This window comes from Brevibacterium casei CIP 102111 (assembly GCF_900169275.1).
In the GTDB taxonomy this organism is placed as follows: Bacteria; Actinomycetota; Actinomycetes; order Actinomycetales; family Brevibacteriaceae; genus Brevibacterium; species Brevibacterium casei.
Genome location: NZ_FXZC01000001.1, coordinates 461878 through 481250, shown reverse-complemented (window position 1 = coordinate 481250; position 19373 = coordinate 461878). Strand labels below are relative to the sequence as shown.

The window sequence follows — 19373 nt, the reverse complement described above, 5'->3', positions numbered from 1 at the left end:
TCGTCAGCTCAGCCGATCTCAGACGGACCGGCCACCCTTAGCCAGGCCGATCCGGTGATCGAACGGTTGAGCTGCTGACACAGACAGAGGCGTTCAGTCCGATTCCCTCAGGGTCTCGGACGGAACGCCTCTTGTCGTCTGCGAGGACGACGTGAGAAAGCCGCTCAAGCCCGCCGGAGGCGCAAATGAGTCGGTTCTCGCCCGATCGGTCGGTTCAGGAACAGACTCCTCGGGCGAAAACCGACTCAATCAGGTGGGCAGCGCGCGGACTCGGCTTGAAGCGACGCCACTGGACGCCCGGCGGCGCGGAGGACACCTGCGCTCACACGCTCCGGGCTCGGAAGTCGTCGCAGAGCACCTCGGTTCCGGTCCCGGTCCGCTCCGGTCACCCGTCTGTGCGCCTGCGGGCGACGACGAGCGCGACGACGGCGATGAGGGCGAAGACTCCGGTGGCGACGAACCCGAGGTACTCGGTGTTGAGCGTTGGCAAGGCGAACGTTGCCGTTTCCGCCCCCACCTCGGCGATGCCGGCGATGACGACGACCCCGGCGATGAGCACCGAGAGTCCGGTGACGATGAGGTTGTACCTCCGGAACCGCCCGCCGTCCCCGGCCGCCCACCGGTAGAGGCGCGCCATCATCACGCTGTCGCCGGTGTCGCAGGCGGCCATGCCCGCGGCGAAGAGCAGGGGCAGGGACAGCGCGAGCAGGGGTGAGGTGCTCGCCGCCGTGGTCCCTGCCGCGATCATCAGCCCGATCGTCGCCGCCGTGTCGAATCCGAGGCCGAAGAGCAACCCGACCGGATACATGCGCGTCGGACGGTCGACGGTGTCGATGAGGCGGGAGAAGATCATGGAGATCGGACCCCGACTCGCCGAGGCGGCTGCCCCTTCCGCTGCCGCGTCCCCTGGGCGGCGGCGCAGGAGACGGACGAACGCGATGAGGTTGACGATCCCGAAGATGCCGACGACGCAGGTCGCGAATGTCAGTCCCCACATGCCGAGGACCTCCCGCACCCCCGAATCCTCGCTCTCGACGAGGCTGCGGACGGCAGCGGCCCCGGCGGTGACGAAGGCGGCGGTGACGATGACGACGCTCGAGTGGCCGAGAGCGAACCAGAATCCGATTGCACCGCCGCGGAGTCTCGTGTGGTCGGCGACCGCAAGCCGGCGGGTGACGTTGTCGATGATGGCGATATGGTCGGCGTCGAAGGCGTGCCTGGCACCGAGGAGCACGGCAGTCGCCGCCAGACCCCACGCCGCCGCAGGACCGATCTCGCTCGTCGAGGCGAGCACGAGCCCGATTCCCGTGACCGCGAGCGCCGCGACGACAAGGGCGGGGACTCGGGCTCGGCGCGATCCTCTGTCGGCTGCTGCCTCATCCGTCCTGCTCGCCGAGGTGCTCTTCTCTGCTGTCGTGCTCATCGCTCCGTCCCTCTTTCCCTTGTCTTCACTGGACTGGTGTCGTCTGTCATCGCTGGGTCGGTGTGCTGGGCTGGTGTCATCTGTGGAACTCTGCGCCTGGAGACGGTCGAGTCGTCACCGTTCGTGGTCGCTTTCGTCCACGCCTTCCACACGGCGTCGACGTGCGCGTCGTGGGTGTGCGTCCCGCTTGCTCGCGCGATCGCTCCAGGACGCGCGAGGTGGAGGATTCGACCGTGCCCGTCCGTGTTGCCGCGTGCCTCCGTGTCGCTGCGCCGGCCGAAGAGCATCGCGGTGTCGAGCACCGAGGCAGTTCCCATCACTCCCGGTTCCGGCGAGCTCCCGTCGATGGCGAGCTCCTCGACGAAGTACGGTGCACCGGTCGTGTCTCGGACATCGGTGGTGCTGGTGATCGCCCCGCCGTCCTCACCCGATCGCCCGAGCACGAGCGTCTCGCGCAGGCACACCGTGGCGGCGGCCCCGAAGCGCACCTGGGTCGAGCGTCGCACGCGCGCTCCCGAGGCGACGACGAACGGAAACGTCTCCCAGACGAGGCTGGCACCCTCGGCGACGTCGATGTCGACGTCCCACCGGGAGTCGGCATCACGGCAGGGGTAGGCGACGGTGCCGCCGACGTCCTCGACGAGGAGGCTGCAGCCAGGACCGACCCGGATCCCGATGGACACGGCGTCTCCGCCGAGCAGGGCCGCTCCCCCGGCGACGATCGCGACATGCGCGCGCCCACCTGCCGCGCGGGAGACGAGCCGCGGCTGCATGAGACCCGGCGTGAGACGCAGCTGAGGCAGGTCGCGGCCGGCGACCTGCTCGACTGCGATGAGGGTCATCCCCGGGCGTCCGCGACCGCAGGCTCGGGCTGCTCCGACCGGGACTCCGGTGAGGCCGTCCCCGTCCCGGATGCCTCGGCGTGACTGTGTGCATGCTCGTGCTCGTCGTCCGCGTATGCGTGGTTGTGCTCCGCTTCAGCGTCGTCGTGGGAGTGGATGTATCCGCCGTCCTCATCGGCGTGGAAGTGCGGGGCCATCGGGCCCGGATCCTGCGGTTCATGGGCACCGGCCCGATGCTTCTCGAGCAGGTCGAGCAGCCACGTGCGCAGGCGTGCCACGGATTCCTCGTCGAGACGCGAGAGCCCGAGGACCGGCGCTCCCTCCCGTGCCGCCTCGGCGTCGGAGACCATCTGCTCGACATCGACACCGACGTAGGGGGCGAGGTCGGTCTTGTTGACGACGAGGAGGTCGGCGCGACCGATGCCCGGTCCTCCCTTCCGGGCGACGTCACCGCCCCCGGCGACGTCGAGGACGAAGATCTGGGCGTCGATGAGCGCCGGGGAGAACGTCGCGGTGAGGTTGTCGCCGCCGGATTCGACGAGGACGAGGTCGAGAGGATCGAAGTCGGCTTCCAACTCCTCGACACCGGCGAGGTTGGCGGTGACGTCATCGCGGATCGCGGTGTGCGGGCACGCGCCGGTCTCGATCGCGCGGATCCGCTCGGGTTCGAGAACCCCGGCGGCCCGGAGCAGGCGGGCGTCCTCGTCGGTGTAGATGTCGTTGGTGATGACGCCGATGCGGATCTCGGCGGCGAGCGCGCGGCAGATCATCGCGATGAGCGAACTCTTGCCGGTGCCGACGGGCCCGGCGACGCCCAGGCGCAGGGACCGGTGTGGGGTGGGGAACTCAGGCACGGAACAGCCTCCTCGGAAGTGCGGACTGGACCTCTGCCCAGTCCTCGATGAGCGGTGCCCCGGCAGCGGGGATCGCTGCCGGGACGGTGAGCGTCGCCAGGTCGGCGACGAAGCACTCGATGGCGGTGCACGCCCCGAGCACCCAACCGGTGGCCCGGATCGGGTCCATCGGTTCGAGTTTGAGAGTCGCAGCGGCGACGGTCTGCGCGTCGTCGTAGGCGACGATACGCACGAGGTCGGCCGCCGACACCTCGGCGACGGCGGCGATGGCACCGAGCACAAGGGGACGCGGACACCCTCGGCGGGGCAGCACGCCAGCCAGCTGCGGCCACAGGACGACGGCGACGCGGCGCAGCCCGGCCCCGAGCACCTCGGCGATCTCCCGCAGTGCGGGACTGGGGGTGCGGGCCGCCCATTCCTCGGTGATGGACTCGAGTGCCTGGGCGAGGTCGGGGTGCTCGTCGGAGAGGCCCGGCCGACCGTCGGTGGCGGCGCTGCGGACTGCGTGGCGGGTGACGACGGCGGTGCCGGCTTCGACGCGGACGACCGTGCGCATTCGGGCGCGCATGTACGCCGGCACCTCGGCGGGGGTGAGGTCCTGCCGCAGCCCGGCTTCGACGCTGTTCGAACTCACGTGGGCACCGGCCGGCAGGCGGGCGTCGGCGAGAAGCATCATGAGGGTCGCCGAGGCGGCACCAGGCACCGCAGTCCCGCCGCAACCACCGTTCATCGATCCCTCCATCAGAACATCTGGTAGAGCTGGGTGAGCGGAAGGGCGGTCGCCGGTGCCGCGGTGACGAGTTCGCCGTCGATGGCGATCGCGAACGTGTCCGGGTCGATGTCGATGGCCGGGCGGACGTCGTTGTTGCGCATGTCCTTCTTCCCGATCTCCCGTGTCGGCCGGACGGCGACGAGCCGACGCCGGAGCCCGAGCCGCTCGCGCAATCCGTCCTCGACCGCCGCGGGAGCGACGAACGACACCGAGGTCTGCGCCCCGATCGCATCGCCGAAGGCCGGGCGCATGAGCACCGGCTGTGGGGTCGGGATCGAGGCGTTCGGATCGCCGAGGCCCGCCCACGCGATCGTCCCACCCTTGATGACGAGGTCGGGTCGCACGCCGAAGAACCGCGGATCCCACAGGGTGAGGTCGGCCATCTTCCCCGCTTCGATCGACCCGATGTACTCATCGACGCCGTGGGCGATGGCCGGATTGATCGTGTACTTCGCGACATAGCGGCGGGCGCGTTCGTTGTCGGCCGGCAGGGATTCGCCGAGGCGGCCCCGACGGTGCTTCATCGTGTGGGCGACCTGCCACGTGCGGGTGATGACCTCCCCGATCCGGCCCATCGCCTGCGCGTCCGAGGACGTGATCGACAGGGCGCCCATGTCGTGGAGGATGTCCTCGGCGGCGATCGTCGTCGCGCGGATCCGGGATTCGGCGAACGCGAGGTCCTCGGGCACGCTCGGGTTGAGGTGGTGGCAGACCATGAGCATGTCGAGATGCTCGGCGACGGTGTTGACGGTGTGCGGCAGCGTCGGGTTGGTCGATCCGGGGATGATGTTCTCGAGTGCCGCGATGGAGAGGATGTCCGGGGCGTGTCCGCCGCCGGCGCCTTCGACGTGGAAGGCGTGGATGCTGCGCCCGGCGATCGCGGAGATCGTCGATTCGACGAATCCGGATTCGTTGAGCGAATCCGAGTGGAGGGCCACCTGGAGTCCGTGGGTGTCGGCGGCGCGCAGGGCCGCGTCGATCGCCGCCGGGGTGGCACCCCAGTCCTCGTGGATCTTGTAGCCGGCCGCCCCGCCGAGTGCCTGTTCGGCGAGCGCTTCCGCCGAGATCGTGTTCCCCTTGCCGAGCAGCAGCACGTTGACCGGCAGGGCGTCGAGGGCCTGCAGCATCCTGCCCAGGTGCCACGCCCCGGGGGTGACCGTCGTCGCCTTGCTCCCCTCGGACGGTCCTGTACCGCCCCCGACGACGGTGGTGATGCCGGTCGCGAGCGCCTCGTGGATCTGCGAGGGCGAGAGGAGGTGAACGTGGGAGTCGATGCCCCCGGCGGTGAGGATGCGGCCCTCGCCGGAGATGACGTCGGTCGAGGCGCCGATCTCCAATTCGGGGTCGACGCCGTCGGCGATGTCGCTGTTGCCGGCCCGACCGAGTGCCGTGATCCTGCCGTCGCGGATCCCGACGTCGGCGCGGATGACACCCCACCAGTCGAGGACGATGACGTTCGTGATGACGGTGTCCGGCGCGCCCTCGGCCCGGCTCGTCGTGCCCTGGAGCATCGATTCGCGGATCGACTTCCCGCCGCCGAAGACCGCTTCGTCCCCGCCGAAGGTCCGGTCCTCCTCGATCTCGATCCACAGGTCGGTGTCGCCGAGGCGGACCTGATCCCCGGTCGTGGGACCGAAGAGCGCGGCGTAGCGCTGGGCTGAGATCTCGACCATCAGCCCTCCCCCGCCTCGGCGCCGGATTCCCCCGCGTCGGGGGACGAACCCTCGTCACTTCGCGCCGCCTCGGCGGCGGCTGCCTCCTCTCGGATCTGCAGGCCGGGGACACGCTTGCGCCCGCCGAGGCGGACGATCGCCACGGTCCGCGAGGCCCCCGGTTCGAACCTCACCGACGTCCCCGCGGGGACGTCGAGACGGAACCCGGTCGCGCCTCGGCGATCGAAGGACAGGGCGTCGTTGACGTCGGGCAGGTGGATGTGCGATCCGATCTGCACGGGCCGGTCGCCGGTGTTCTCGATGGTCACGGTGCCGGTGTCGGGGGCGCTGCGCCGGTTGAGCACGCGGATGCCCTCGCGCACCCGTACGGCCCCGGGCCCGTGGTCTCTCGTCCCTGTCATGGGTGGTCCTGTCAGTCGATGGGGTTGTGGATGGTGACGAGCTTGCGCCCGTCGGGGAAGGTTGCCTCGACCTGGACGTCGTGGAGCATGGGCGGCACATCGTCCATGACGTCGCCCCTGGTGAGCACCTCGCGCCCGGTGACCATGAGCTCCTCGACGTTCGCCCCCTCGCGGGCGCGCTCGATGACCCACGTGCTCAGCAGCGCGATGGCCTCGGGGTGGTTGAGGGGCACTCCCCGTGCAAGCCGGTCACGGGCGATCATCCCGGCCACCGACAGCAGCAGCTTCTCCGTGTCGCCCGGAGTGAAGTGCATCAGCGCTCCCGCACGGGGTCGGCCGGCAGGACGTGTTCGCCGAGGCGATCGGTCGACAGTGCCAGGGAGCTGAGGTAGAGGGTTTCGCCGTTGGGTCCGCGCTTCGCCGAGGCGATCATGTCCGGACGCTCGAACTCCATCTCCGTGACGTGGCACCACAGGGTGGCGTCGGTGGGGTTGCCGTGCTCGTCGAGCAAGGGCACGTCGATGCCGTCGTCGCGGCGGCGCAGATAGTACCGGCCACGGGTGAGGATCGCCATGAGCGGGGTCGCGACGATCGCGATGCCGACGGCGAAGAGCGGCGAGAACGGCTGGACGGCGGACCCGAAGGCCCCGAAATAGATCGCGATCGACACTCCTCCGGAGAGGAGCAGCGAGACGACTCCGACGGGATTCCAGTCGTAGAGCATCCCACGACGGAACTCCGGTGTCTTCGGGGAGAGTCCGAGGACGTACTTGTTGATCGCGATGTCGGCGGCGACGACGCAGATCCACGACATCGCGAGGTTGGCGTAGAAGCTGAGGATCGCGTTGAGGAAGTCGAACATGTTCAGCTCCATGAGCGCGAGCGCGAAGAGGAGGTTGACGACGAGGAACGTGATCCGCCCCGGGTAGCGCTTGGTGATCCGCGTGTACGCGTTCGTCCACGCCAGCGAGCCGGAGTAGGCGTTGGTGACGTTGATCTTCACCTGCGAGATGACGACGAGGACGACGGCGAGCAGGAGCGCGAGCCACTGCGGCATCATCTGCTCGTAGGTGGCGAGCAGCTGCTGGACGGGTTCGGTCGCGAAGCTCGTCGCTCCGGGGACGTTGACGATGAGGTAGACGGCGAGGAACATGCCGATGATCTGCTTCGTCGCCCCGAAGATCACCCAGCCGGGACCGGCGAGGATGACCGCGGTCCACCAGCTGCGACGGTTGGCCGGGGTGCGGGGCGGCATGAAGCGCAGGTAGTCGATCTGCTCGGCGATCTGGGCGATGAGGGAGAGGCAGACGCCGGCGGCGAGCATCGCCGAGGCGAAGTTCGCGCTCTCCCCGCTCTCTCCCTGGTAGGCGAAGAACGAGCTCACGGAGTCGGGCTGGAAGGCGATGAGGTAGCCGACGGGCACGACCATGAGGACGAGCCACAGCGGCGTCGTCGAGACCTGGAGCCGGGCGAGGGCCTTCATGCCGAAGATGACGAGCGGGAAGATGATGACCGTGGAGAGGAGGTAGCCGATCGGGCGCGGTATCCCGAGGCCGAGGTAGAGTCCCTGCGCCATGATCGAGCCCTCGAGGGCGAAGAAGATGAAGGTGAAGGTCGCGAAGATGATGTTCGTGATGACCGAGCCGTAGTAGCCGAATCCGGCCCCGCGAGTGATGAGGTCGAGGTCGAGGTTGTAGCGGGCGGCGTAGAACGCGAGCGGCCACCCGGTGAGGAAGATGATGATCGCCGCGGTGAGGATGCCGAGGATCCCATTGGCCGTGCCGTGGGCGAGCCCGATGCTCGCGCCGATCGAGAAGTCCGCGAGGTAGGCGATCCCGCCGAGCGCACTCGTCGCGACGACGGCCGGCGCCCAAGTCCGGTAGGAGCGCGGGGCGAAGCGCAGCGTGTAGTCCTCGAGGCTCTCCCGCGCCGCGGTCTTCGCCTCGCTGCTGCCCGGCGGCGGTGTCGCCGATGTCTCTTTCATGGTGGCCCTCTCAGTCGCGCCCGATCCCAACATCGCCCATCCTGGCAGGCGATTGTTTCGGTGCGTGTCGACTGAGTTTCGTCCATGTTTCGAGACCAAAGTTTCATCTCGCGGACAGGTCCGCGCAGTGACCAGTGGTGGCTGTGAGAGCAGCCGCGGACATCGGCTGCGCTCAGGGGCTTCCTGCGGGCGGAGCCACAGGAACCGAGCGCCACTCCGACCCGCGCACACGCAAATGAGTCGGTTCTCGCTCGATCGGTCGGTTCAGGAACAGACTCATCGGGCGAAAACCGACTCAAACCAGCCGGCAGCGCGCGGATGCGGCTCGAAGCGACGCCACTGGTCGCCCGACGCCGCGGAGGAACACCCCGGGTATAAGAAAAGGGGCGGCCTCAGCCACCCCTGTTCGCTCACGCTCGGCGCCGCGCTGTCACGTCGGCGCTCACGCCGTGCTACCAGGCGCCGCGTCGCCGCCGGGCGCTCACACCCTCCGGGCGCGGAAGTCGTCGTAGAGCACCACGGCTCCGGTCCCGGACTCCGGCGACACCTTCGGCCGCCGGCCACGGGCGATCGAGACGACGTCGCCCCTCGACCCGGCGGCGAACACGCGGGCATCCCGCTCGCGTGCCTCCGCCTGGGCGAGGGCCTCCTCCTCGAGCTCCTGGTTCCGGCTCCGGAGGGCGTCGATCTGGTTCTGCATCTCCATGATCTTCTTGATCCCCACGAGGTTGACGCCCTCGTCCTGGGAGAGATGCTGGATCAGGCGCAGCTTGGCGATGTCCCGCCCCGAGTAGCGGCGGCCCTTGCCGGCCGTCCGCTGCGGGGTGACGAGGCCCATCCGGTCATACTGCCGCAGGGTCTGCGGGTGCATGCCCGCGAGTTCCGCTGCCACGGAGATGACATAGAGCGCCGCACTCTGAGAGAACTGCATTGTGCCCCGCCGCCTCAGCTCGCCTTGGCCCGATCGAGCAGGCCGGCTCGCGGATCCTCGGACTCGGTCGCCGCCTTGTAGGCCTCGACCGCTTCCTTGGCCTCCTTCGAGAGGTTCTTCGGGGCGACGATCTCAACGGTTACGAGCAGGTCGCCCGTGCCCTTCTTCGTCTGCACGCCCTTGCCACGCACGCGCAGGGTCCGACCCGAGGGCGTGCCCGCGGGGATCTTCACCTTGACGGGCTGACCGCCGAGCGTGGGCACCTTGACCTCCGCACCGAGGGCCGCTTCGTCGAAGCTCACCGGCAGGTCCATCCGCAAGTTGTCGCCGTCGCGGGTGAACACCGGGTGCGGCTTGACGTGGACCGTGAGGATGACGTCGCCGGGCTCTCCGCCGTTCGGGCTCGCCTTGCCCTTGCCGGCCAGACGGATCTTCTGCCCGTCCTTGACCCCGATCGGGGTGCGCACGGTCAGCGGCTTCCCGTTCGGCATCTTCAGCTTGACCGAGGCACCGTTGGCAGCCTCGGTGAAGCTGAGATTGGTCGAGGACTTGATGTCACCGCCCTTGACCGGGGGCGAGTAGCCGCCGCCGAAGCCGCTGTCACCGTAGCCGCCGTAGGAGGCACCGCCGCCGAAGCCGTTGAGCAGATCGGCGAGATCGGGCGGAACGTCGCCGTATCCGCCGCCGAACCCTCCGCCGCCGGGCGAGTAGGTCGTGCGTGTGCGCGTGCGCCCGCCGCCTCCGAAGAGGTCGGAGAAGACATCGTCGAACCCGCCTCCGCCGCCGGCACCACCGGCACCGGCGCTGAACCTGGCGCCGCTGCCCATCGCGCGGACCTGGTCGTACTGTTCGCGCGACTCCTTGTTCGACAGCACCTGGTGGGCCTGTCCGATCTCCTTGAACTTCGCCTCCGCCTCGGCGTCCCCCGGATTCGCGTCCGGATGGTACTTCCGCGCGAGCTTGCGGTAGGCCTTCTTGATCTCGGAGTCCGTCGCGTCCTTGGAGACGCCGAGGGTCTTGTAGAAGTCCTTCTCGAACCAGTCATTCTGCGGTCCGGTACTCATCTGGCACCTCCCTTCTTCCTTGTCCTGTTCGTCGTGCCGCTGCCACCTGGCCTCGGCTCTGTCATCGTTTCCCTCATCTGTCCGCTCACAATCCGCAGCCCCCGGACAACGTCTGCGTCCCGGAGACTCCGGACCGTCGCCGAGGCGGTTCCTTCGTCCCAGCGTCCGCTCACGGACGCTGGGAGGCGGTCCCACCTCGGCGGGGTCGGGATCCTCAGTCCTCCGGCTGCTGCACGCCGACGCGGGCCGCGCGGATGATGCGATCACCCATGCGGTACCCCGGCTGCATGACCATGAAGACCGTCGGCACCTCGACGTCGTCCGACGGCTGCTGCATGAGGGCCTCATGCAGCCGCGGATCGAACTCGTCGCCGACGGCGCCGTACTGTTCGACGCCGACCTTGGCCAGCGCGTCGAGCAGCTTGTTCACGTGGGCCTCGAAGGGCCCGGAGACGTCGCCGTTCTCCTGCGCCAGCCGCACCTCGTCGAGGACGGGGACCAAGGCCTCGACGACCTTGATCGTCCCGCCCGCTGCCGCCCGCTCGCGTTCGCGGTCGGCACGCATCCGGTAGGCGGCGTACTCCGCGTTGATCCGCTTGAGATCGGCGAGGTGGGCGGCGGCCTCGGACCCGGGAGCGGGCTCGGCCCCACCCGGCTCGGCGGCCGCCTCGGTGTCGTTCAGGCTCGAGGCATCGGCGGGGATATCGACCCCGAGGTCGCTGGCATCGGCCAACACTTCCTCGGTGTCCTGTCCCTCCCCGGCCCCCGAGGCCGACTCGGCGTCGGCCTCGGGACGGAGTTCACCGGTGTCCGGATCGACCCGGCGCTTGTCATGGAAGGTGAAGCGTGGCTCCTCGGACGACGGATCGTTGCCCTCGGTGGTCATTACTTCTTCTCCTCGTCCTCATCATCCACGACCTCGGCGTCGACGACATCGTCGTCAGCGCCCGTTCCGGCATCGGAGCCGCCCTGGTCGGAGGCTCCGCCGGCAGCACCGGCGCCGGCTTCCTGCTGTGCGTAGATCGCCTCACCGATCTTCTGCTGCTTCTCGGTGAGCGTGTCGAACGCCTTCTTCACCGCGTCGTCGTCTTCGCCCTTGAGAGCTTCCTTGACGGCGTCGACGTCGGACTGGATCTCCGACTTGACGTCCTCAGGCAGCTTGTCGGCGTTGTCGTCGAGCAGCTTCTGGGTCTGGTAGGCGAGGTTCTCCGCGTTGTTGCGGACGTCAGCGGCCTCACGGCGCTTCTTGTCCTCTTCCGCGTGCTCCTCGGCCTCACGGACCATGCGCTCGATGTCCTCCTTGGGAAGGGCCGAGCCGCCGGTGATCGTCATCGACTGCTCCTTGCCGGTTCCCTTGTCGGTGGCCGAGACGTGGACGATGCCGTTGGCGTCGATGTCGAACGCGACCTCGATCTGCGGGACTCCGCGCGGCGCCGGCGCGATGCCGGTGAGCTCGAAGGTGCCGAGGTTCTTGTTGTCGCGAGTGAACTCGCGCTCACCCTGGAACACCTGGATCGACACCGAGGGCTGGTTGTCCTCAGCCGTGGTGAACGTCTCCGAGCGCTTGGTCGGGATCGGGGTGTTGCGTTCGATGAGCTTCGTCATCACGCCGCCCTTGGTCTCGAGACCGAGCGAGAGCGGGGTGACGTCGATGAGGAGGACGTCCTTGCGTTCGCCCATGAGCACACCGGCCTGGACGGCGGCGCCGATCGCGACGACCTCATCGGGGTTGACGCCCTTGTTGGGCTCCTTGCCTCCGGTGAGCTCGGTGACGACCTGGGTGACACCGGGCATACGGGTCGAACCACCGACGAGGACGACGTGGTCGATGTCCTTGACGGACACGCCGGCGTCCTTCATCACCGCGTGGAACGGGGCCTTCGTGCGCTCGAGGAGGTCCTTGGTGAGGTCCTCGAACTTCGCCCGGGTGAGGGTCTCGTCGAGGTGGATCGGACCGTTCTCGCTCATCGAGAGGTACTGGAGGGAGATGTTGGTGCTCGTCGCGGACGAGAGCTCCTTCTTCGCCTGCTCAGCGGCCTCCTTGAGACGCTGCATCGCCGTCGAGTCCTTGGTCAGGTCGACGCCGTAGTTGTTCTTGACCTGCTCGACCAGCCAATCGACGATCCGCTGATCCCAGTCGTCACCGCCGAGGCGGTTGTCGCCGGAGGTCGCACGGACCTGAATGGTCGAGAAGCCGTCATCGTCCTTGCCGACTTCGAGCAGCGAGACGTCGAACGTACCGCCGCCGAGGTCGAAGACGAGGATTAGCTCGTCTTCCTTGCCGCGCTCGAGGCCGTAGGCCAGAGCGGCGGCGGTGGGCTCGTTGATGATGCGCAGGACGTTGAGGCCGGCGATCTCACCGGCGTCCTTCGTGGCCTGACGCTCAGCGTCGTTGAAGTAGGCCGGGACGGTGATGACCGCGTCGGTGACCTTCTCCTGGAGGTATTCCTCAGCGTCGCGCTTGAGCTTCTGCAGGATGCGCGCGGAGACCTCGGGAGCGGTGAGCTTCTTGCCGCCGATCTCGGTGTCCCAGTCGGTGCCCATGTGGCGCTTGACGGACGCCACGGTGTTCTTCACGTTGGTGACGGCCTGGCGCTTGGCGATCTCGCCGACCAGGGAGTCTCCGTTCTTGTTGACTGCGACGACGGACGGGGTCGTGCGACCGCCTTCCATGTTCGCGATGACCTTGGGGTCACCGCCCTCGAGGACGGCGACGACGGAGTTCGTGGTTCCGAGGTCGATTCCAACTGCACGTGCCATATCGTTTCTCCTTAACTCTCAGAGTCGGCTCGGGCTGAATGCGTGCGGTCGTCCTCGGAAGCCGTTCCGGGAGCTGCCTCCCGGTGTCGCCTCGTCGGACCGCCGTCCGCATTGAGTCTGATGGACTCAAGTATTCTCTTCGCGGCTGAGATCGTCAATCCCCGCCTGTAAAAGTTGCGTACACTAGACTCAACTTTCTAGAGCGACGGGTTATTCCGCATCTGGAGAATTTTTTTCGAGGAGTTCTTCCGAGGCACCGTTGCGGCACAAAGACGCTCGAGCTATGCCTTCGAGCGCGAACGCACCTAGTAGGATACGAACCTGCGCCCACTCAGAGGTGATTTCCCAACTGTCGGCGTCGCCCCCAAGTCACAGTTCGCCGACTTCCGAACCTGCACTCGCTCAAGGGAAGCCACCGGAAATCGAAGATGCTCGTCTGCAAGAGCTGCCTTAGGAATCGCCTGCGGCCACCCGCGAATTCATTAGCAAGCAGTGCCACTCCAGCATTGCAACGAACGAGCACGGTGCCGCTTGGCGGCTGACCGCTTTGAAGATCGGGTCGACTCATACACCCACTCTCTTGGCCAAGTTCGCCAGCTCCTCTCGACCGTCACGACGCAAGTCGGTTCAACAGCGAGTCATTGCGCGCTCGGCCCAAATCGCAGACTGAGAGCAAGCCGTCTTCGGAGAACTCAGCACTCTGCTCAGTTCATACCTACGCGTCAGGGGTAATGACTACACTTCTAATGTGAACGGGCAGCGCAAACGTTGACGAGTCGACAACGATTCCTGAGCAGCCCCTCGACCAAGCCGCAAAGGAGCTCGTCTAGTTATGCCAGTCATCATTGTTCTTGTCGCACTGATCGTGGCGGTTTTCCTTGTGGTCCAGTTCTGGCCACTTGCGCTTGCTATTGCGATCATCTGGGCAGGCGCGGTTATCATCCCCAAGGTCGTGCGCAACATTCGCAAGAATAGGTACTTTGCCAGCGAGGAGTTTCAAGCCCACAAGCAGGCGTTGTCATCATTCGTAGCAGAGCACAACGCGGTCTCGAACTATACGTCCGAGATCCGTCAGCAAGGGTCGTTCGATCTAGGCGTGTCTGGCACAGGCCGCCACGCACATTTGGCAACATTTGAGAACACAAGTCACCATAACTACCGTCGCGACAGAAACATCGCCGACTATCAATCGGGTCACGTCCACAACTGTTCGCTGCAGGTTGTGCGCAATGCCAGCGGGGACCCGATCAAGTATCTGATGAAGTACTTCGAAGTGTCTGTCGACGAAGAGAGCCTGGAGGACGCAGAACGGCTCGGGAACGATATATCTCGCCTGGAGTCGGCTATTGAGAATCTGCGCATGCGCGAGGCGAGCATTCGCAGGTCGATCAATCCGCCAGATTTCATCCTCAAGTACTTCGCAGATGAATTCAATGCGCAGATGGGAGTCGAGGTCTCACCCGTGACCGTCCCGTACCCGGTCTATGCGTTTGAGTACGTCAGCGCTGGTGGAAACAGTTCACAGCGCACTACGATCACGCTCAATTCGGAAACAGTTGACGCCCTGATTGAACGCATCGACGAAAAGCTCAAGTTCAAGAAGAGCGCTGCCGGTCAGAGAGCGCTGATGACGGCAAGTCTCCGAAGCTTCATCAAGCGTCGAGACAACCATACATGTCGCTATTGTTCAGTCTCGCTCGCAGCAGAGCCCCACCTTTTGCTCGAAGTAGACCATATCAAGCCGATCTCCAAAGGTGGGCTCTCGGAGATTGAGAACCTGCAAACTCTGTGCTGGCGGTGCAACCGGTCGAAATCAAACAAATACTAGTTCTGGCCCAGCACGGTTGTACTCATTGCGCAGACGCTCGCTAAGCGTCTCGAAACAACCAAGCTCGCTAACATCCAACTCCCTCGTTTGTCAGTTACTGAGCACAAGGAAGACTTTAGAATTCAGAGTTTGGGAGCCAACCGCTCCCCTACTTGACGACGACCACCGGGCAGCTCGCCTCGAGGATGACGCGCTGGACGCTCGAGCCGAGCAGCAGCTTCATCACCGCCGAGCGCCGCCGGGTGGAGATGACGATGAGCTCGGCCGTCCACCCCTCGGCGAGGTCGATGACCTGGGAGGCGACGTCCGCCTCGGCGCGCAGGACCTCGAACTCGACGCCCGCGGAGCTGAGGGCGTCGACGAGCTCGGTGATCTGGGCGGGATCATTGTCGAGCGGGCCCGCGGGACTGTCGGAGGAGAAGACGACGACCCGCAGCGCCGCCTTCTCGAACCGGGCCATGCGCAGCGCGGTGTCGAGAACGGTCTCCGGCGCATCGAGACGCAGCGCGAGGACGACGGTGCGCTCCGCCTCGGCGATGCCGGCCGAGGCCGCCACCTGCAGGGACGGGACAGGACGACGGTCACGGGGAGTCGAGTAGAGATCGGTCATGACGGCCCCTTATCCGATGGCGATGACGCCGATGAGCACACCGACGGCGAGCATGACGAGCGAGACGAGCAGCGCCCGCCACAGCACCTTCTTGTGATGGTCGCCCAAGTCGACGCCGGCGAGAGAGACGAGGAGGAGGATCGCGGGCACCAGCGGCGACTGCATGTGCACGGGCTGACCGGTGATCGACGCCCGGGCCATGTCGGCGGCCGAGATCCCGTAGTGCGCGGCGGTCTCGGCGAGGACCGGGAGGATCCCGAAGTAGAACGCGTCGTTGCTCATGAAGAACGTCATCGGGATCGAGAGCAGACCGGTGATGACAGCCATGTACGGTCCCATCGAGGACGGGATGACGTCGACGAGCCATGCGGCCATCGCATCGACCATCCCGGTGCCGCTCATGATGCCCGTGAGCACGCCGGCGGCCATGACCATGGCGACGACGGCGATGATCGCCGAGGCGTGGGAGGCGAGCTCGGCCTGCTGGTCCTTGATCTTCGGGAAGTTGACCATGAGCGCGATGACCATGGCGATCATGAACAGGTACGGCAGCGGCAGGACGTCGAGGACGAGCATGACCATGACGGCGAGCGTGAGCGAGAGGTTGAACCAGAACAGCTTCGGCCGCAGCGTCGGACGGTTGGGGGTCGAGTGCGGTGTCCGTGAGGGAGCTCGCCGAGGCGGCTTCCGTGTCCTCGTCGGCACCGTCGTCGGGTCCGCCGACGGAGGTCTTCGCTCCGGTGCCGGTGGTGCCCGAGCCGGTGCCAGTGCCGCCCGTGGCGCCGGTGCCGGTCGGACCTGCCACGGCACCCGCCCCGGAGGATGAGCGCGCCACGGCGCCGACGAGTTCGCGCTTGCGGCCGAAGCCCTTCGTGCGGTCCTCGACCCAGGTCACGCCGTTCTTCGCCAGCCGGCGACGCTCGGAGAGTCCGAGGAAGTACGCGAAGACGAAGCAGACGAGCAGCCCGGCGGCGAGCGCAGGAACCATGGGGGCGAAGATCTCGTTCGCATCGATCTGCAGCGCCGAGGAGGCCCTGGCCGTCGGCCCGCCCCACGGGACGATGTTGAGGGTGCCGTTGATGAGGCCGGCCACACAGGTGAGGACGACCGGGGACATCTCGAGGCGCTGGTAGATCGGCAGCATCGCGGCGGTGACGACGATGAACGTCGTCGACCCGTCGCCGTCGAGGGAGACGGCACCGGTGAGCAGCGCGGTGCCGAGGACGACCTTGACCGGGTCGTTGCCGGCGATGCGGAGGATGAACTCGACGAGCCTGTCGAAGAGTCCGACGTCGATCATGATGCCGAAGTAGATGATGGCGAAGAGCAGCAGGGCAGCCGTCGACGACATCGAGGCGATGGCGTCCATGACCATCTCGCCGATGCCGAGGCCGGCACCGGCGAAGAGACCGAAGATGGTCGGGACGATGATGAGTGCCAGGATCGGCGAGAGTCGCTTGGTCATGATCAGCGTCATGAAGACGACGATCATCGCGAATCCGAGGATGACGAGCACGGACTTCTCCTTCGAAGGCGTTTGTGATGCGGGATACACGCTAGACCCGAGGCGATCATCGCCGCGCGCTTAAGTGCACTGATCGCGTTCTGCCTGTTCTGCCACTTTTGCTCATTCTGCTCAGTGGTGGCTAATGTGGAGAGGTGTCCCGCTCATCTCGAGCCTTCTCCCGCCGTGTCCTGGTCAGCCAGCTCGCGGTCATCGTGGCGACCTTGGCCCTGGTCACAGGCGTGTTCGCGTGGATGGCGGCGCGCGCGGTGACCGATGTCAGCGAGACCGAGGCGCTCGCGACCGCCCGGGCACTCGCCTCGGCGCCGGAGGTGCGGGAGGGATCGACCCGGGCCTCGGAGGCCCGCGACCCGATGCCGGCGAAGGAGATCACCGATTCGCTGCGCGCGATCACCCGGGAGCTGCGCGACCGCTCGGGCATCCAGTTCGCCGTCATCACCGACGACCGCGGGATCCGGCTCACCCACCCAAACCCCGACCTCATCGGCAAGCCGGTCTCGACCTCGCCCGACGAGGCGCTCGCGGGCCGTGAATCCGTCACCCAGGAGGTCGGCACGCTCGGGAGCACGGTCCGGGCGAAGGTCCCCATCTACTCGTCCACCGGCGACGGCACGGTCGTCGGCGAGGTGTCGGTCGGCATCCACACCTCGGTGCTCAACGCCGACCTCCGCCGCGAATTCGCAGCCCTCGGCTCCGTCTCCGTCCTCGCCCTCGGCATCGGGGTCCTCGCGTCGATCACCCTCGGGCGGCGCCTGCGCCGGGAGACCCTCGGCGTCGGTCCCGAGGAGCTCGCCGAGATGGCCCGCGACCAGGGGGCGGTGCTGCGCGGACTCGACGACGGCGTCCTCGGCTTCGACTCCGACGGGGAGCTCACCCTGAGCAACGCCGCCGCCCGGGACCTCCTCGCCGAGGCGGCCGACGACACCGGCACGGACAGCTCGGACACGGACTCCCCAGGCGACGCAGCCGCTCCCCCACAGGACGGTGCCGATGTCCGCGAGGACATCGTCGACTCCCGCGAGGGCGTCGTCGACGACCTGCCGGTGTCGATCCGGACGATGATGGCCGATGCCCCCGAGCACGGTGCCCTGCGCCGGCGGATCACTGTCGGAGACAAGATCCTGCTCGCCACAGCGGTGCGCGTGCGCCGGGACGGCGTCTCCGTCGGCGGCGTCGTCACGCTGCGCGACGAGACGACGATGCTCACCATGGCCCGACAGCTCGAATCCGTCACTGCGATGGCCGATGCCCTGCGCGCCCAGCGCCATGAGTTCGCCAACCGTCTCCACACCGTGCTCGGCCTCGTCGACACCGGCGCGACCGATGAGGCGAGCAGCTACCTCGAGTCGATCCTCGGCACCGGCCCCCTGGCCGCCCCCGTCGAAGGCCTCGACCCGATCACCGACCCGTACCTCCGTGCGGTCCTCGAGGCGAAGGGCACCACCGCCGCCGAGGCGGGTGTGACCCTGCGGGTCGCCCCCGACTCCCTCGTGATCGGCAGGGTCACCGACCCCGAGGACGTCACGCTCGTCCTCGGCAACCTCATCGACAATGCCGTGCGCGCCGTCGTCCGCCGCCGCACCTCGGGCGAGGAGGCCGCCGCACGCCCGCCCGTCTCCGACCTCGTCGAGGTCGAACTCCTCGGTGCCGACGGGGAGCTCCACGGGCTCGTCACCGACACCGGATCGGGCATCGATCCGGCCGACGCCGAGAGGATCTTCGACGAGGGCGTGAGCGGCGATGCGCAGACCACAGGTGCCGGCGAACGCGCAGATGGCGGGGACCGGTCAGACGACGGCGCCGGACCGATCCACGGGCTCGGTCTCGGACTCGCCCTGTGCCGCCGGGTCGCGAACCGTCACGACGGTCGGGTGTGGCTCGTCGACGGACACGACCCTCACCTCGGCGGGGCGAGCTTCGGCATGCGCCTGCCCGGGGTGCTCATCGAGGACGACGAGAAACCGCCGCGCACAGACGACACGACCGTGCCGCGCGCCGACGAGACAGAGAAGGAGTGAGCTGATGATCGATGTGCTCGTGCTCGACGACGACTTCTACGTGGGCAGGATCCACGCGCAGTATGTCAATGACGTTCCCGGCTTCCGGGCGCTCGATCCGGTCCAGGATCTGCGCACCGCGCGGACCGTGCTCGCCGAGCAGGACGTCGACCTGCTGCTGGCCGACTACGTCCTGCCCGAGGGCACGGGCGTCGAGCTCATTCGCGAGACCGAGGTCGATGCCGCCGTGCTCTCCGCCGTCGCCGATCCGCAGACCGTCCGCTCGGCGCTGCGCGCGGGCGCCCTGACCTACATCGTCAAACCCTTCTCCGCCGAGCACCTCCAGTCCTTCCTACGCCGCTACGCCCGGTATCGCCGCTACTGGGAGCGCGACCGGGTGCAGCAGGCCGATCTCGACCGCCTCCTGCGGACCCTCCACGACGCCTCGTCCTCCGGCACGGGGTCGGCGTCGGGCACACGGTCGTCGACGACGAGCAGGATCCTCGATGCGCTCGAGGCCGCGAAGCAGCCGATGACGGCGGTGGAGATCGCCGAGGCGGTCGGGGCCTCCCGCGCGACCGCACAGCGGCATCTCGCGAAGCTCGCCGAGTCCCGGGCGGTCACTGTCACCCTCCAGTACGGGAGCACGGGCCGCCCCGAACATCTCTACCAGACGGGGTGACCGCCTCGGCGAGGCCGGGGTCAGCGC

At 67.5% G+C, this 19373-nt stretch carries 17 protein-coding genes and 1 pseudogene; 4 read left to right on the top strand and 14 right to left on the bottom strand.

Translation table 11 applies throughout. The features are described 5' to 3' along the window. Positions 1-385: 385 nt before the first annotated feature. The 12 genes from BC102111_RS02095 to dnaK form a co-directional block, all read right to left on the bottom strand. Positions 386-1423: a HoxN/HupN/NixA family nickel/cobalt transporter gene (locus tag BC102111_RS02095; RefSeq protein ID WP_101623456.1), complete on the bottom strand. Its 1038-nt coding sequence runs from the start codon at positions 1421-1423 to the stop codon at positions 386-388. Beyond that, positions 1420-2265 (bottom strand): urease accessory protein UreD, encoded by an 846-nt coding sequence (locus tag BC102111_RS02090; RefSeq protein ID WP_101623455.1) that lies wholly within the window; start codon positions 2263-2265, stop codon positions 1420-1422. Before BC102111_RS02090 ends, BC102111_RS02095 begins: the two co-directional genes overlap by 4 nt. Next, positions 2262-3119 (bottom strand): urease accessory protein UreG, encoded by an 858-nt coding sequence (gene ureG / locus BC102111_RS02085; protein ID WP_101623454.1) that lies wholly within the window; start codon positions 3117-3119, stop codon positions 2262-2264. Before ureG ends, BC102111_RS02090 begins: the two co-directional genes overlap by 4 nt. Next, entirely contained in the window at positions 3112-3849 is a 738-nt protein-coding gene (locus tag BC102111_RS02080; RefSeq protein WP_227007364.1) for an urease accessory UreF family protein, read from the bottom strand. Before BC102111_RS02080 ends, ureG begins: the two co-directional genes overlap by 8 nt. Positions 3850-3860: 11 nt before the next feature. Continuing rightward, complete coding sequence (locus BC102111_RS02075; protein WP_063250861.1) at positions 3861-5564, bottom strand: urease subunit alpha; 1704 nt, start codon at positions 5562-5564, stop codon at positions 3861-3863. Next, complete coding sequence (gene ureB, locus BC102111_RS02070; protein WP_063250860.1) at positions 5564-5965, bottom strand: urease subunit beta; 402 nt, start codon at positions 5963-5965, stop codon at positions 5564-5566. The genes BC102111_RS02075 and ureB overlap by 1 nt, the downstream gene beginning before the upstream one ends. Before the next feature lie 11 nt (positions 5966-5976). Further along, the gene (locus tag BC102111_RS02065; RefSeq protein ID WP_009381307.1) at positions 5977-6279 is read right to left on the bottom strand and encodes an urease subunit gamma; all 303 of its coding nucleotides are present in this window, start codon (positions 6277-6279) and stop codon (positions 5977-5979) included. Further along, positions 6279-7949, bottom strand: coding sequence for a purine-cytosine permease family protein (locus BC102111_RS02060; RefSeq protein ID WP_101623452.1), 1671 nt, complete (start codon positions 7947-7949; stop codon positions 6279-6281). The genes BC102111_RS02065 and BC102111_RS02060 overlap by 1 nt, the downstream gene beginning before the upstream one ends. Positions 7950-8430: 481 nt before the next feature. Then, entirely contained in the window at positions 8431-8880 is a 450-nt protein-coding gene (locus tag BC102111_RS02055; protein WP_009381310.1) for a heat shock protein transcriptional repressor HspR, read from the bottom strand. A gap of 14 nt (positions 8881-8894) precedes the next feature. Further along, the gene (locus BC102111_RS02050; RefSeq protein ID WP_009381311.1) at positions 8895-9944 is read right to left on the bottom strand and encodes a DnaJ C-terminal domain-containing protein; all 1050 of its coding nucleotides are present in this window, start codon (positions 9942-9944) and stop codon (positions 8895-8897) included. A gap of 214 nt (positions 9945-10158) precedes the next feature. Further along, the gene (locus tag BC102111_RS02045) at positions 10159-10830 is read right to left on the bottom strand and encodes a nucleotide exchange factor GrpE (protein WP_009381312.1); all 672 of its coding nucleotides are present in this window, start codon (positions 10828-10830) and stop codon (positions 10159-10161) included. Beyond that, the gene (dnaK, locus tag BC102111_RS02040; protein WP_101623451.1) at positions 10830-12704 is read right to left on the bottom strand and encodes a molecular chaperone DnaK; all 1875 of its coding nucleotides are present in this window, start codon (positions 12702-12704) and stop codon (positions 10830-10832) included. Before dnaK ends, BC102111_RS02045 begins: the two co-directional genes overlap by 1 nt. 832 nt (positions 12705-13536) lie before the next feature. Here dnaK and BC102111_RS02035 point away from each other — a divergent pair. Further along, complete coding sequence (locus BC102111_RS02035) at positions 13537-14532, top strand: HNH endonuclease (RefSeq protein WP_009381314.1); 996 nt, start codon at positions 13537-13539, stop codon at positions 14530-14532. 148 nt (positions 14533-14680) lie between these two features. Here the strand turns inward: BC102111_RS02035 and BC102111_RS02030 are convergent, their stop codons facing one another. Together BC102111_RS02030 and BC102111_RS18180 are read right to left on the bottom strand one after the other, a co-directional pair. Beyond that, positions 14681-15142, bottom strand: coding sequence for a universal stress protein (locus BC102111_RS02030; protein ID WP_009378930.1), 462 nt, complete (start codon positions 15140-15142; stop codon positions 14681-14683). Between the two features lie 9 nt (positions 15143-15151). Then, positions 15152-16574, bottom strand: a pseudogene (locus BC102111_RS18180) (CitMHS family transporter). Between BC102111_RS18180 and BC102111_RS18175 the strand changes: the two are divergent. The 3 genes from BC102111_RS18175 to BC102111_RS02015 all read left to right on the top strand — a co-directional run bounded on the left by BC102111_RS18175 (position 16456) and on the right by BC102111_RS02015 (position 19346). Then, on the top strand, positions 16456-16731 hold the full coding sequence (locus BC102111_RS18175) for a hypothetical protein (protein WP_373270474.1): 276 nt from the start codon (positions 16456-16458) through the stop codon (positions 16729-16731). The pseudogene BC102111_RS18180 and the gene BC102111_RS18175 overlap by 119 nt on opposite strands. A gap of 70 nt (positions 16732-16801) precedes the next feature. Continuing rightward, entirely contained in the window at positions 16802-18685 is a 1884-nt protein-coding gene (locus BC102111_RS02020; protein WP_095375471.1) for an ATP-binding protein, read from the top strand. A 4-nt stretch (positions 18686-18689) separates the two neighbouring features. Then, a complete protein-coding gene (locus BC102111_RS02015) occupies positions 18690-19346 on the top strand; it encodes a response regulator (protein WP_009378928.1) in 657 nt (218 codons plus the stop codon). Positions 19347-19373: the final 27 nt, after the last annotated feature.

What these genes read in the sequence shown, in the direction of transcription:
- BC102111_RS02075 (WP_063250861.1), bottom strand. Translation starts at nt 5,564, where the DNA reads ATGGTCGAGATCTCAGCCCAGCGCTACGCCGCGCTCTTCGGTCCCACG.
- BC102111_RS02060 (WP_101623452.1), bottom strand. Translation starts at nt 7,949, where the DNA reads ATGAAAGAGACATCGGCGACACCGCCGCCGGGCAGCAGCGAGGCGAAG.
- BC102111_RS02055 (WP_009381310.1), bottom strand. Translation starts at nt 8,880, where the DNA reads ATGCAGTTCTCTCAGAGTGCGGCGCTCTATGTCATCTCCGTGGCAGCG.
- ureB (WP_063250860.1), bottom strand. Translation starts at nt 5,965, where the DNA reads ATGACAGGGACGAGAGACCACGGGCCCGGGGCCGTACGGGTGCGCGAG.
- BC102111_RS02035 (WP_009381314.1), top strand. Translation starts at nt 13,537, where the DNA reads ATGCCAGTCATCATTGTTCTTGTCGCACTGATCGTGGCGGTTTTCCTT.
- BC102111_RS02095 (WP_101623456.1), bottom strand. Translation starts at nt 1,423, where the DNA reads ATGAGCACGACAGCAGAGAAGAGCACCTCGGCGAGCAGGACGGATGAG.
- BC102111_RS02065 (WP_009381307.1), bottom strand. Translation starts at nt 6,279, where the DNA reads ATGCACTTCACTCCGGGCGACACGGAGAAGCTGCTGCTGTCGGTGGCC.
- BC102111_RS02090 (WP_101623455.1), bottom strand. Translation starts at nt 2,265, where the DNA reads ATGACCCTCATCGCAGTCGAGCAGGTCGCCGGCCGCGACCTGCCTCAG.
- BC102111_RS02080 (WP_227007364.1), bottom strand. Translation starts at nt 3,849, where the DNA reads ATGAACGGTGGTTGCGGCGGGACTGCGGTGCCTGGTGCCGCCTCGGCG.
- dnaK (WP_101623451.1), bottom strand. Translation starts at nt 12,704, where the DNA reads ATGGCACGTGCAGTTGGAATCGACCTCGGAACCACGAACTCCGTCGTC.
- BC102111_RS18175 (WP_373270474.1), top strand. Translation starts at nt 16,456, where the DNA reads ATGATGGCGAAGAGCAGCAGGGCAGCCGTCGACGACATCGAGGCGATG.
- BC102111_RS02030 (WP_009378930.1), bottom strand. Translation starts at nt 15,142, where the DNA reads ATGACCGATCTCTACTCGACTCCCCGTGACCGTCGTCCTGTCCCGTCC.
- BC102111_RS02050 (WP_009381311.1), bottom strand. Translation starts at nt 9,944, where the DNA reads ATGAGTACCGGACCGCAGAATGACTGGTTCGAGAAGGACTTCTACAAG.
- BC102111_RS02045 (WP_009381312.1), bottom strand. Translation starts at nt 10,830, where the DNA reads ATGACCACCGAGGGCAACGATCCGTCGTCCGAGGAGCCACGCTTCACC.
- BC102111_RS02015 (WP_009378928.1), top strand. Translation starts at nt 18,690, where the DNA reads ATGATCGATGTGCTCGTGCTCGACGACGACTTCTACGTGGGCAGGATC.